Source organism: Methylomusa anaerophila, assembly GCF_003966895.1.
Lineage (GTDB): Bacteria > Bacillota > Negativicutes > Sporomusales > Sporomusaceae > Methylomusa > Methylomusa anaerophila.
On record NZ_AP018449.1, the window covers coordinates 2,938,577 to 2,950,769 of the forward strand.

General features: G+C 45.9%; 13 protein-coding genes. 11 read left to right on the forward strand and 2 right to left on the reverse strand.

The genetic code is table 11. The features are described 5' to 3' along the window. Positions 1–221 precede the first annotated feature (221 nt). The 4 genes from MAMMFC1_RS13220 to MAMMFC1_RS13235 all read left to right on the forward strand — a co-directional run bounded on the left by MAMMFC1_RS13220 (position 222) and on the right by MAMMFC1_RS13235 (position 4,032). The gene (locus MAMMFC1_RS13220; RefSeq protein ID WP_126308954.1) at positions 222–2,042 is read left to right on the forward strand and encodes a DNA/RNA non-specific endonuclease; all 1,821 of its coding nucleotides are present in this window, start codon (positions 222–224) and stop codon (positions 2,040–2,042) included. Positions 2,043–2,267: 225 nt separating this feature from the next. Beyond that, positions 2,268–2,555, forward strand: a complete 288-nt coding sequence (locus tag MAMMFC1_RS13225) for a PadR family transcriptional regulator (RefSeq protein WP_232035450.1) — start codon at positions 2,268–2,270, stop codon at positions 2,553–2,555. Continuing rightward, positions 2,552–3,103: an HAAS signaling domain-containing protein gene (locus MAMMFC1_RS13230; protein WP_126308955.1), complete on the forward strand. Its 552-nt coding sequence runs from the start codon at positions 2,552–2,554 to the stop codon at positions 3,101–3,103. The genes MAMMFC1_RS13225 and MAMMFC1_RS13230 overlap by 4 nt, the downstream gene beginning before the upstream one ends. Before the next feature lie 2 nt (positions 3,104–3,105). Next, positions 3,106–4,032, forward strand: a complete 927-nt coding sequence (locus MAMMFC1_RS13235) for a DUF4097 family beta strand repeat-containing protein (RefSeq protein WP_126308956.1) — start codon at positions 3,106–3,108, stop codon at positions 4,030–4,032. Between the two features lie 74 nt (positions 4,033–4,106). Here MAMMFC1_RS13235 and MAMMFC1_RS13240 read toward each other — a convergent pair whose 3' ends face one another. Next, entirely contained in the window at positions 4,107–4,589 is a 483-nt protein-coding gene (locus MAMMFC1_RS13240) for a CarD family transcriptional regulator (RefSeq protein WP_126308957.1), read from the reverse strand. A 475-nt stretch (positions 4,590–5,064) separates the two neighbouring features. Between MAMMFC1_RS13240 and MAMMFC1_RS13245 the strand changes: the two genes are divergently transcribed. After that, positions 5,065–6,660 (forward strand): ABC-F family ATP-binding cassette domain-containing protein, encoded by a 1,596-nt coding sequence (locus MAMMFC1_RS13245; RefSeq protein WP_126308958.1) that lies wholly within the window; start codon positions 5,065–5,067, stop codon positions 6,658–6,660. Between the two features lie 146 nt (positions 6,661–6,806). Here MAMMFC1_RS13245 and MAMMFC1_RS13250 read toward each other — a convergent pair whose 3' ends face one another. After that, positions 6,807–7,562 (reverse strand): glucosaminidase domain-containing protein, encoded by a 756-nt coding sequence (locus MAMMFC1_RS13250; RefSeq protein ID WP_232035451.1) that lies wholly within the window; start codon positions 7,560–7,562, stop codon positions 6,807–6,809. A 233-nt stretch (positions 7,563–7,795) separates the two neighbouring features. Between MAMMFC1_RS13250 and MAMMFC1_RS13255 the strand changes: the two genes are divergently transcribed. The 6 genes from MAMMFC1_RS13255 to wrbA all read left to right on the forward strand — a co-directional run bounded on the left by MAMMFC1_RS13255 (position 7,796) and on the right by wrbA (position 12,045). Further along, positions 7,796–9,835, forward strand: a complete 2,040-nt coding sequence (locus MAMMFC1_RS13255) for a sensor histidine kinase (RefSeq protein WP_126308959.1) — start codon at positions 7,796–7,798, stop codon at positions 9,833–9,835. Positions 9,836–10,150: 315 nt separating this feature from the next. Continuing rightward, positions 10,151–10,318, forward strand: coding sequence for a hypothetical protein (locus tag MAMMFC1_RS21530; protein ID WP_158618768.1), 168 nt, complete (start codon positions 10,151–10,153; stop codon positions 10,316–10,318). Positions 10,319–10,425: 107 nt separating this feature from the next. Continuing rightward, positions 10,426–10,599, forward strand: a complete 174-nt coding sequence (locus tag MAMMFC1_RS13260) for a DUF362 domain-containing protein (RefSeq protein ID WP_126308960.1) — start codon at positions 10,426–10,428, stop codon at positions 10,597–10,599. Positions 10,600–10,623: 24 nt separating this feature from the next. Then, entirely contained in the window at positions 10,624–10,797 is a 174-nt protein-coding gene (locus MAMMFC1_RS13265; RefSeq protein ID WP_126308961.1) for a DUF362 domain-containing protein, read from the forward strand. A 190-nt stretch (positions 10,798–10,987) separates the two neighbouring features. Next, positions 10,988–11,383 carry a class II SORL domain-containing protein gene (locus MAMMFC1_RS13270; RefSeq protein WP_126308962.1) on the forward strand — a complete coding sequence of 132 codons (396 nt, stop codon included), beginning with the start codon at positions 10,988–10,990 and terminating at the stop codon, positions 11,381–11,383. Between the two features lie 44 nt (positions 11,384–11,427). After that, positions 11,428–12,045: an NAD(P)H:quinone oxidoreductase gene (gene wrbA, locus MAMMFC1_RS13275; protein WP_126308963.1), complete on the forward strand. Its 618-nt coding sequence runs from the start codon at positions 11,428–11,430 to the stop codon at positions 12,043–12,045. Positions 12,046–12,193 lie beyond the last annotated feature (148 nt).

The window sequence follows — 12,193 nt, forward strand, 5'->3', positions numbered from 1 at the left end:
AATAAATCCTGCTATTAATTCGTTATCACATTCACACCGCTCGACAACTCATAATCCATGCCCTGCCTTGGTTTCAAGGCGGGGTTTATTTTTCCCTTTCTGGGAATAAAAGGATATGGGGAGATCTACGGAGAATATATTCTTAAAACTATTTAATACTACTGGTTCTGTCAAATAATTTAGCAAATTAGAGTTTCTAATTTGCCAAAGGAGGCGCGAAAATGTCAATTGTATCGTTTGGTAATTACCCAAAGATCAATCAGGACCTGGTAACTGCGCAACAACAAAATGCATTAAAACGCTACATAGAAAGAACGGCTGAACGCGAGCGCATTGCTAATGAGCTGCAAACCAAAAACTCTCTGGAAGTGGATACGCCTCAACGGACAGCCATGCGCAAAACACTGATAAACCCTCGTGATGGACTGGCGATGGAACGTTTAATTGGTGAAAGTGATCTATTTCCCACTTCTTATTTGGAAGCGGGTCTAAAAGCCAGTAAGCCTGTGTGCAGAATTGAAATACGTGATCATATCGGCAGAGTGCTTGGGCATGGTACCGGCTTTCTGGTCTCGCCCTCTTTACTGCTTACCAATAACCACGTTTTGGAAAATGTGGATGCAGCCCGCTTTAGCCTGGCGCAATTTAACTATGAGGTTGATCTCAATTTGATGCCGCGCCAAGTCAAGAGCTTCCGGTTAGAGCCCGATCGTTTCTTTATAACTGATTTGGAGCTTGACTTTACATTAGTAGCAGTTGAACTAAATGATGCTGACGGAACCAAATTAAGCGAGTTTGGTTTCCTGCCGTTATTTACTGAATCAGGCAAAGCGTTGTTGGGTGAATATGTCTCGATTATCCAACATCCGTCAGGCGCACCGAAGGCTGTAGCCATTAGAGAAAATAAAATCAACGATGTGTTTGACGATTTCATTCACTATACAACCGATACTATGCCTGGTTCGTCCGGCTCTCCTGTATTGAATGACGAATGGGTAGTGCTTGCCCTTCATCATTCCGGTGTTCCCGATCCCAATGACAGCACAAAATATATAGTCAATGAAGGCATTCGAATAAGCAGCATTATGAAATATCTGGCAGCGCAGCAACAAAGCTTGAGCGCCGATAAGAGAAAGCTGCTGGAGAATCTGATTGCAGGAACTTCAAAACAACCGGCACCAACCGCCGACTCAGGACCAAAGCCGATGCTGGTAGAGGAGTTAAGCTATGAATGGTACGAAAGATCAACTGGCTATCAGGCCAAATTTCTTGGCGACAACTACGAAGTGCTGCTCCCGCAGTTGAGATCTGATCTTGAACAGGATATCGCCCCGCTAAAGGCCGGCGGGAATGTGTTGAATTATACTCATTTTTCCATTGTTATGAGCAAGTCGCGCCGCCTGGCCTATTACACGGCAGTCAATATTGACGGCAGTCAACTCATTAATCTTAACCGGGATGCAGATAAGTGGTATTTTGACCCGCGCCTTGACCGGAAATATCAGTGCGGCCCTGAGCTATACGAGAACAATGACCTTGACAGGGGACATCTTGTCCGCAGGCTTGATCCGGTATGGGGTGAGCAGGCCAAAGAAGCAAACGAGGATACTTTCCATTTCACAAACTGCTCGCCGCAGCACAAAAATCTTAATCAGAAAACGTGGCTGGACCTGGAGAACTATATTCTCCAGAATGCCGGTAAATATGATCTTATGGTAACCGTATTTACCGGACCGGTATTCCGGAGCGACGACGTGCTTTATCGGAGGGAATTCCAGATACCGGCCGAGTTCTGGAAAGTAGTTGCGATAGTTAAAGATAATGGCGAATTATCGGCTACGGCTTATTTGCAGACTCAGAAAAACCTTATCATTGACTTGGAATTTGCTTATGGTGAGTATAAAACCTACCAAATACCAGTCCTTAAAATTGAAGATTTAACCGGCCTTGATTTTGGCGACTTGCGCCAGCACGACCCCCTTGAGCGTATTGAAGCCGTAGTTGGTCGCATTATTGAGAGTCCGGAGGATATCAGGCTCTGATAATTGGCAGTGGTCAGAGCGCGATGAATATTACCAGTAGTGAACTCGTTTAGCGGAAGGTAAACGGGTTCACTTTTGGCGGGGAGGTAATTTTTTTGCCAACGGCAAATATATTTTTTAGTTTAGTACCTTGCAATGTTATATAGTTGGTGATACCATATAGATAAGCACATTACCGCGGAGGTGATAATTATTAATATCCAGTTTAAAAAGGGTGTATTAGAAATGTGCGTGCTGGTTTTAGCGGCGGAATGTGATACTTATGGATATGAACTGGCCAACAAGATATCGGAGAAATTTCTGATAGCCGAGGGGACGATTTATCCGCTCCTGCGGCGAATGACGCAGGAAGGATATTTTGAGACCTATTTGACAGAGTCGCCGGAGGGGCCGCCGCGGAAGTACTATCGCCTGACAGCCAGGGGACATGTTTATATGTCGGAAATGGTTAAGGAATGGCGGTTATTTTCGCGGGGAGTGGACAGTATTATCGCGGAGGGGTTGAAGGAATGACCAAGCAGGAGTTTTTAAGCAAGCTGGAAGAACTTTTAAAGAGTATGCCGGAAGGGGAACGCAAGGACATCCTGTATGATTATGAGGAACATTTTCAGAACGGAATGGCCAATGGCAAAAGCGAAGAGGAAATTGCCGGTTCCCTTGGTTCGCCTCAAACCATAGCTAAAGAAATATTGGCCGGTTATCATGTCGCGCAAGCGGCAGCCAATGTTTCGGTGGTTAATATCACAAGAGCCGTACTGGCCACAGTCAGCCTGGGGTTTATTAATCTGGTGTTTGTCCTGGGACCGTTTTTGGGAATAATTGGGATACTGACTGCTTTTTATGGTGTGGCGCTGGCCCTAATTGCCACGCCAGTGTTGATGCTGCTTGCGGCAGGGTTTCCGTCGGAAGCGGCCGGTATTCTCGCTTGGATATTTACCTCGATGATTACCGTTGGGGCGGGCATACTGCTTGGCATTGGCATGATTTTTGTGACTAAGTGGGCGGGTAAAGCCTTTTTGAAATATTTGCAGTTCAACATCCGGATCATAAAGGGGGCCTAGGAATGGATGGGATTTTAAAGAAAGCGGCTATCGGCGCATTCTTACTTTTTCTGCTTGGTGTAGCCGGGAACGGCGTTCTGTTTGCCATGGGTCTGTGGAATGGTGGCGGCTATAGGGAGTTGTCGGATACGTATGTTATCAAGGCAACTGAATATAAAAGCATCGACTTGAAAATTATTGCCGGTGATGTCCGGGTGGTGGGCGGCGATGTGGATAGACCTACCGTCCGGATATGGCGGTGGACGGCTGAGAAAAGTTTGCGGCCGGAAGAGGTAATAAGCGAAGCGGTGCAGGGAGATGTGCTGCACCTAAAAATCGAGGATGGCGGAAGAATCTACAGCCCGCTGTGGTTTATGCTATTTCCGGGTAATAAAGAGCGGAACAATCATTTTGAAGTCATGCTGCCCCGCACCGAGTATGAAACGCTTGTTATAACCACGGGTTTGGGAAGAGTACAAGGAGAAAATCTGGCAGCAGGCATACTGACCGCCAGAATGAATTCCGGCCAATTTAAACTGGAAAACTGCCGGGCCGGCGAAATATCATTGACTGCTGATTCCGGGAGTTTTGACATGATCGACTGCCGGGCAACGAAGATTACCAGCCGGGTTTCGTCGGGCCGCGGCCGGTTTGAGAATATCAAGGGAAAGATTGATATAGTAAGCAATTCAGGACATTTTGATGTAGTTATGGATGAAATTCTTGACGATGTTTTGATTCGGATCAATTCCGGGTTTGCCGATATAAAAATAGGCCAGGCCCGTACCCCGTTCCGGCTGGAGGCAACAGCCTCTGCAGGGCAACTGGACATTGACTTGCCCCAGGCCAGGCCGCGGGTACATACCCGTTCGTTCCAAGGCCGCATTGGCCAGGGGGAAGGCCCGCTGGTAAAAGTGGAGATTGACTCCGGCAGGGCTAAGATATGGTAGTCTGGGGAGCGGGTGCAGCAGAAAGCAGAAACAGAAAAACATCCTGGACAATTTTTGTCCTGGATGTTTTTCTGTCAATTTACATTGATTATTTGGTCTAATAAGTCGGCTGCCTGTTCTTGGGGAATCCCTTTCACCAGCACAACTTCACTAATTAGGATTTGCCGGACGTTATCCAGCATATTCTTATCTGCTATCCCAAGTTTTTTCTTAGTGTTGATGCGCACCAGATCACGAATGACCTCGATCTCTTCACTGATATCGCCGCTTTTTATCTTGGTCAGGTTTTTCCGGTGTCTTTGAGTTTCGTTCATTGACGTATCCGTCTCGCCGTCGTGAAAAGTATTAAGCAGATCATCCAACTTTTCAGCATCAACGATCTGCCGCATTCCTGACTTTTCTGTCTTGTCGATGGGGATCTTTACCTGCATGTTTCTGTGAAGAATGTTCGCAACATAATAAAGCTGGGTTTTTCCGAGAATTTCTATTTCTTCGATTTTCTCAATAATCCCTCCGCCGTGCATGGGGTAAAAAATTTTATCGCCAACCCGAAACATGAAGTCACCTCCCCAAAACAAATTTTATTTAATTATAACACAAATATGTATTAATATCAATAACAATGTATTATATCACGGTATATTATCATAGTCAATGCTTGGGCGTCCCAGTTGCCAGAAATTTTTGCTTACCCTGCTTCTGTACGGAACGCATTAAAGAATTGAAATTATATCCGGGTATTAGGAACGCTTCGATGTGGTCGCTTAACCTCAGCTTATCCTAATAGCCGGATGTCAATTTTTACTGCGACATATATATTTTCCCAAGTTTTGTTTTTTTTATCCCTGCCCCCTAAAACCATTAGTACTGCTTTGCTTATCCAAATGAAATTAGATCGTGGCAGGCGGATGATTAGAGTTTGACGTGCTAACAAACATATGCTATGGTTGATAAGGTGTCGGGATGATAGACGGTCACATCATTAGGCGGCTAGTATTTAGAGTATATAGAGAGTGTGAGAGGCGGAAATAAATGATTAGCACAAGTGGTTTAAGTCTCCGGTTTGGAAAACGGGCATTGTTTGAAGATGTGAATATAAAGTTTACGCCAGGCAATTGCTATGGGCTCATTGGGGCAAATGGAACTGGTAAATCGACTTTTTTAAAAATCCTGTCCGGCGAAATTGAGCCCAATACCGGCACGGTCAGCATCACGCCGGGAGAGCGGCTGGCTGTATTGAAGCAAAACCATTATGAGTTTGACGATTTTGAGGTTTTGAAGACTGTAATCATGGGGCACGCCCGGCTGTACGCCATTTTGGAAGAAAAGGACGCCCTCTATGCCAAGCCGGACTTTTCCGACGAAGACGGAATCAAGGTTGCAGAACTTGAGGGTGAATTTGCCGAACTCAACGGCTGGGATGCCGATACCGAAGCAGCCAAGCTGTTACAAGGGCTGGGTATTGCTGAAAATCTTCATTATCAAAAGATGAAGGACCTCTCCGGCAATGAGAAGGTCCGGGTATTATTAGCGCAAGCTTTGTTTGGGAATCCTGATATTTTATTATTAGACGAACCGACCAACCATTTGGATGTGGATTCCATCCGGTGGCTTGAGGAATTTCTGTATAATTTCGAGAATACCGTAATCGTGGTCTCCCATGACCGCCACTTTCTCAATCAGGTTTGTACCCATATCGCCGATATTGACTTCGGCAAAATCCAACTTTACGTCGGCAACTATGATTTTTGGCTCGAATCAAGTGAGTTGGCATTAAAACTGGCCAAAGAAGCGAACAAGAAAACAGAAGAGAAGATGAAAGAACTTCAAAGTTTCATCCAGCGGTTTAGCGCCAATGCTTCCAAATCCAAACAGGCAACATCACGCAAAAAACTGCTGGAAAAACTGACATTGGAAGATATCAAACCTTCATCCCGCAAGTATCCTTACATTGCCTTTAAGCCGGATCGCGAGGCGGGCGACCAACTGCTTGAGGTTGACGGTCTCAGCAAAACCATTGCGGGAGAAAAGGTTCTGCAAGGCGTTAGTTTCAGAGTGGAAAAGGGTGACAAAATCGCTTTCGTCGGGCCAAATGGTTTGGCCAAAACAACGCTGTTTACAATTCTGGCAGGCGAAACAAAGCCTGACAATGGTGAATTTAAATGGGGGATAACGACTTCGCAGGCGTATTTCCCCCAAGATAATTCTATGTATTTCGACAGGGTTGAGTTAAATCTGGTGGATTGGCTCCGACAGTATTCCCGCGACCAGGAAGAAACTTTCATTCGTGGTTTTTTAGGAAGAATGCTTTTTTCGGGCGAAGAAAGCCAAAAACAGGCCGGTGTGCTATCCGGCGGCGAAAAAGTACGCTGCATGCTGGCGAAAATGATGCTCAGCGGCGCCAATGTTCTGATTTTGGATGAACCGACAAATCATTTGGATTTAGAGTCTATCACCGCTTTGAACAATGGATTGATCAATTTTGACGGCACAATTTTGTTTGTGTCCCACGACCATCAATTTGTCCAGACTGTTGCCAATAGAATTATTGAGATAACTGAGAATGGAATAGTCGATAAACGCCTGACTTATGATGAATACCTGGAAATGAAAGCCCTCAATAAGTAAAGTAATTAAGTCATCTTGAATGATTTAATGATTTGTGTAATTATAAATTATAATAAGACATCCAAATATAATATAAAGGGACAGCAGACTGTGTTTCCAGACTGCCGTCCCTTTTCTTTTTTATATTCAGAATGGCCAGGCCAACGTTATTTTGTCTTAATAATATCCTGGTGGATGGCAAGAATTTTTTGACCGTAAGTTTTTCCCGGCACCGCCCAACGCCCGTTGAGGGACTGCCAAGTCTTGGCGTTGCCAAAAAACGTCGCTTTTTTTACCAATTCATAGCGTGGATCGACAATAGGCAAGGCGGGAAGAACAAAGGAAGAGTAAGCTTTTAGGTGCTGAATCTGGGCCCGGATTCCTATTCTTGCTTCCGGGAAGGTCAGGCCGCGTGTGCCGCCGCCGGTTGTGCCAAGACCCGCGTAGTTATTCTGGAGCGCAATTACATCGCCGCCGTAACTGAAAAAACCGGTTTCATGCAGGGATTGGGCGAAGGCTACATCCGGGCGGATGCCTTCCCGCAGCCCTTCTTCGTAAAATATTTCCACCAGTTCTTGCGGCGAAACGGTAATTAAAGGAAGGGGATTTACGCTTAATAAATGCTTGACACATTGCTCTTTTGACGCTAATGGCGCTCCGGCAATGGAAAGATCGGGCTGGAAGCTGTTTATGATACCTTTCTTGTTGGGCATGGGGGCGGGCTTTGCCAAGGGTAATCTATAAGCAAAGACAGTAAGCGGCCAGAAGAAGAGTATACTGCTTAAAATAGTTAAAATAAAGGTTGTTATTAAGGTTGTTATTATTGTCTTCATAAGCTTTAGTTTATCATAAGTCGATTCGTTTATCCAATAATTCGTCATCTTTTTGGCAAAGTGGTTGCTGATTTTTAAGTAGACTTCCATGCCAAGCTCTTCATTATCCTTTCTCTGTGTCTCTGTGGTTCCGGTTCCTTTGTCTTACGACGTTTTAGATTTTCAGGATAGATGTTTGATGATTTGGTTCGCAAAAAGTCCTGCCCTGTTTTTATCGTAAACCTGGCAGGACTTTTTTGGGGCATGCAGAATGTGTCAATATACAAAAATATGTTAAGTTTTCATCTACCGCTCAAACCAATTTTACAAAAGAGGGCTGATTTATGGGAAGACCACCTGCCTATATGCCGTTCGTAAAGGCAGCGCAATATTTATCCAACGTCCGGGCCGATCAGGATTTTAAAAGTGAATTATATAACGTTGTTGCCAATTTTTTTCAAGTAGACGTTGTTGCGGTAGCGGCCAAAAATCCGGACGGTAAAGTAACCTTTCATGATTGCCGGCAGGACAATGGGCGCGGCGCCGATATACTCCTGGAACCGGCAGTGGAGAAAAATGTGCTTGATGTTATGGATACCGGCTTGTTCAAGCAAGAGAAATTGACCGGACCGCCGGACATTACTTTATTTTTCATCCCGGTTGAAGTGGCGAAGAAAACAACGACAGTGTTGATTATCGGACATTACAATATGGATCCGCCGGAAATTAAGAGTCACTTGAATGAATATTTGGCAGTCGCCCGCTTGGCAGGCTCCGTTCAAAGCCGTATCATTTGTGAACGGGAGAACATTGAGCGCAAAAGCAATGAAAAATTTCGCCTGCTTTTCCATCGTTCGTGTGATCCCATTCTGCTATTGGATGAAGCCGGTTGTATTATCGAATGCAATGAGGCGTCTCTGCAAGCGCTGGGCGCGAAGTCCAAGGAACTGGTATATAGGAAGCTGCTTTCCAGCTTTGCCCCCAAGTACCAGCCTGACGGCCAGGTATCTTCGGTTAAGGAAACTCAACTTCTTAGCGAAGTAATTGAGACAGGTGATGTGCAGTTTGAGTGGTTAGTCCGGCGCCCCGACGGGACTGAAGTTATTGTGGACGCCAAACTAAGCACCGTGCTGATGGATGGCGCCAAGGTACAACTGGTCCATTGGCGGGATATCACCGAACGTAAACTGTTTGAGGAAAAACTGAAATATTTGAATGCCGAGTTGGAAAACAAAATGCACGAGTTGCAGGACGTCAACGCGGCATTGGAAGAAGAAATCAGCGAACGGCAGGCAATGCAGGAAGCGCTTGGGCAATTGAACGTGCAACTGGATAATAGAGTGCAGGAGCGAACACGGGAACTGCAGGACATTAATGCAATGCTGGAAGAAGAAATTATGGAACGGCAGGCCGCCCAGGAAGCGCTGGGCAAAATGAATACCAACCTGGAAAATAAAGTAAAGGAGCGGACACGGGAACTGCAGAACATTAATGCAATGCTGGAAGAAGAAATTATGGAACGGCAGGCTGCCCAGGAAGCTCTTGTCCGCAGCCGGGACTCACTTATAACCAGGGAGACGCAGCTGAGGCATTATGCGGCGGAACTGGTTAACACTAATAAAGAACTCAGGGATTTTGCCAATATCGTAGCTCATGATTTCCGGACACCCATGGTCAATCTTAAGGGGTTTTCCCAGGAGCTTGACCATTCTTTGGCTGATCTAAAACAAATTCTCAAAGATCAGGTATTGCATTTTCCGGAAAAATTCCGGCGCCAAGTGAACGAACTGCTGGACAGGGATGTACCTGAGGCGCTTACGTATATTCATTCTTCGGTGGACAGGCTGGACCGGATGGTTGCCGCCCTCTTACGATTAGCCCGGTTGGGCAGACGCGAAATGATCTACCATGAAGTTGATATTGGCAAACTCATTAACACTGTCTTACAGTCTTTCTACCATCAAATCGAAAAGAAGAATATCCATATCGAGATTGGTCCCATGCCTCAGATTGAAACCGACCATCTGGCTATAGAGCAGATTATGGCCAATTTATTGGATAATGCCATAAAATATCTGGCATCCGACCGGCGGGGCGAAATCAGCGTAGCCTGCACTGATAACGGTAGTGAGTATATGTTCAGCGTAAAAGACAATGGCCGTGGTATTGCAGCCGCAGACCGGGAAAAAATTTTTGAGATTTTCCGGCGGTCAGGGACGCAGGACCTGCCCGGCGAAGGTATGGGCTTAGCCTATGTAAGGACTTTAATTCGGCACCTGGGCGGAAGGTTGTGGTGCGAATCTGAATTAGGCATCGGAACGAAAATGAACTTTACCGTGCCTAAATCCCCTTTTGTGCCATTGCCGGGATTCAGTTCGCAGTAAGGTTTACCGGCTTTATGACAATAACCGATTTTTTCGTGGCAACGTGAATAAAGGCAGATGAGAATGAAGAGTTCTCATCTGCCTTTTAAATTTGTTTGTAACACTATTTTGCACAGTGTGGTCATTTAAGGTGTACCTGATAGGTACAGTCATTGCGAGCGCAGCCTCGCCATGTATTGATTTTATAGGATCCCTGCTTTGGCACGCATATTGCATATATGTTCTGCAAGAGTGATTGATATCCACTAGCCTGTTAAGTTTGGCTGGCAGTACTTGCACTAATGCCAATGAGAAAAAACTACCGAGGTGATGAGTGTGAAAGATTTTGATGCCGGTTTTACACGAAGTCCGGAAGAAATAATAAAATTCAAATGCCTTATGCGAACACTTATATGGGCCCAGGAAAAAACGGGAAAGTCTTCTGCCGAAATTGTTAGCGTAATATTTCGCAAGGGTAAAATGGTGGTTGACAGGGCAATTTGATTGGCAAGGTTTCGGCAAGAGAGAGAGGTGGTCCTATAAAGACGGCAAGATGATTACAGCAGGACGTATATGACAAAAATTGAAAAAATAAAAGGAGATGAGCAACAATGGCTTATATCATTACCGACAAGTGCGACAAATTGGGAGTTTGTAAACCGGTTTGCCCGGTGGATGCCATTTCAGAAGGAGAAAGCAAGTTTGTCATTGATCCGGATCTGTGTACCGAATGCGGTGCCTGTGCCGAAGCTTGCCCTGCGTTTGCTATTGAACCACCTAAATAGACAGAAAAAAGGAGATGAATGATAATGGCTTATATCATTACCGACAAGTGCGACAAATTGGGAGTCTGTAAACCGGTTTGCCCGGTGGACGCCATTTCACAAGGAGAAACCAAGTTTGTCATTGATCCGGATCTGTGCACCGAATGCGGTGCCTGTGCCGAAGCTTGTCCCGCGTTTGCTATTGAACCACCTAAATAGGGCGATGGCGATGACAAAAGAACAGATAATGATGTAGTGTACTCGTCGGCTAAAGCCGGACATTAACAGCTTCGGTGGGACTCTACCCCCGCCGAAGCTGTTAATATGGAACTCCCGGTGTGAGGCGATACTTATAGAAGCGGGAGCTCGCGGAACTGGCTGAAGCCGTAATAAAAAAAGGGGGATTACCGTGAAATTTGCCGAGATTATACAAAGCGCCGATTGGAAAACTGAGAAACACGTACCGGTGATTGAAGCGCCGGCGAAGGTCAAAGCGGGTGAAAAGTTTACTGTGGAAGTTACAGTTGGCAAAGAAATTGCCCATCCCAACACCACCGAACATCATATTCGCTGGATACGGCTCTATTTTAAGCCGGAGGACGGCAAATTTGCTTATGATGTGGCGCTATTTCAATTCGATGCTCATGGAGAAGCGGTTGAAGGACCTAACAAAGGGCCGGCATATAGTGAACCTGCAGGCCACGCAGTGTTAAAGCTGAATGCCTCCGGTACGCTATTGGCAGCTTCATACTGTAATATTCACGGCGTATGGGAAGCAGCAAAGCCGATTAAAGTAGAGAGCTAAGTCCGCAAACTAAATTTCTTTTGTAAATGGAGGACAGTCTAAAAATGAAGGTGTTAATCGCTTATTATTCCATGTACGGGCATATCCATCAAATGGCGGAAGCTGTCGCCGAGGGAGTGCGGGAAGTAACGGGGGCGGAGGCGATTTTGCGCCGCGTCCCGGAAACCTTGCCTCTCGAAGTTCTTGAAAAAATGGGGGCGGTGGAAGCGCAAAAATCATTTGCCCATATTCCGGTTTGCACCCTGGAAGAGCTAGCCGCCGCCGATGCCATTATTTTCGGTACACCTACCCGGTTTGGCAACATGTGCGGCCAGATGCGGCAATTCTTGGATGCTACCGGTCAAATATGGATGCAGGGTTTACTTGTCGGTAAAGTAGGCAGCGTATTTGCCAGCAGCGCCACCCAGCATGGCGGACAAGAGTCTACGATACTGAGTTTTCATATTACGCTTCTCCACCAAGGAATGATTATAGCCGGTTTGCCCTACACGTTCCAGGGTCAGATGACTATCGACGAAATTACGGGAGGTTCTCCTTACGGGGCAACAACCATTGCCGGCGGTCAAGGACAACGATCGCCAAGCAAAAATGAGCTGGCAGGAGCGCGTTTCCAGGGAAAATACGTGGCATCAATCGCTGCCAAACTTGTAAAGACGCATTAAAGAATTGAAATTATCCGGGTATTAGGAACGCTTCGGCGCTGTCGCTTAATCTCAGCTTATCCTAATACCCGGATATCAATTCTTTAATGCGACATTTATAGAGTGGGAGTCTCGGAATCGCTGGACCAGAACCGGAGGAGGATCCTAT

Bases quoted from the DNA above. Each gene is read 5' to 3' on its own strand.
- MAMMFC1_RS13220 (WP_126308954.1), top strand. From the start codon at position 222: ATGTCAATTGTATCGTTTGGTAATTACCCAAAGATCAATCAGGACCTG.
- MAMMFC1_RS13225 (WP_232035450.1), top strand. From the start codon at position 2,268: ATGTGCGTGCTGGTTTTAGCGGCGGAATGTGATACTTATGGATATGAA.
- MAMMFC1_RS13230 (WP_126308955.1), top strand. From the start codon at position 2,552: ATGACCAAGCAGGAGTTTTTAAGCAAGCTGGAAGAACTTTTAAAGAGT.
- MAMMFC1_RS13235 (WP_126308956.1), top strand. From the start codon at position 3,106: ATGGATGGGATTTTAAAGAAAGCGGCTATCGGCGCATTCTTACTTTTT.
- MAMMFC1_RS13240 (WP_126308957.1), bottom strand. From the start codon at position 4,589: ATGTTTCGGGTTGGCGATAAAATTTTTTACCCCATGCACGGCGGAGGG.
- MAMMFC1_RS13245 (WP_126308958.1), top strand. From the start codon at position 5,065: ATGATTAGCACAAGTGGTTTAAGTCTCCGGTTTGGAAAACGGGCATTG.
- MAMMFC1_RS13250 (WP_232035451.1), bottom strand. From the start codon at position 7,562: ATGGAAGTCTACTTAAAAATCAGCAACCACTTTGCCAAAAAGATGACG.
- MAMMFC1_RS13255 (WP_126308959.1), top strand. From the start codon at position 7,796: ATGGGAAGACCACCTGCCTATATGCCGTTCGTAAAGGCAGCGCAATAT.
- MAMMFC1_RS13260 (WP_126308960.1), top strand. From the start codon at position 10,426: ATGGCTTATATCATTACCGACAAGTGCGACAAATTGGGAGTTTGTAAA.
- MAMMFC1_RS13265 (WP_126308961.1), top strand. From the start codon at position 10,624: ATGGCTTATATCATTACCGACAAGTGCGACAAATTGGGAGTCTGTAAA.
- wrbA (WP_126308963.1), top strand. From the start codon at position 11,428: ATGAAGGTGTTAATCGCTTATTATTCCATGTACGGGCATATCCATCAA.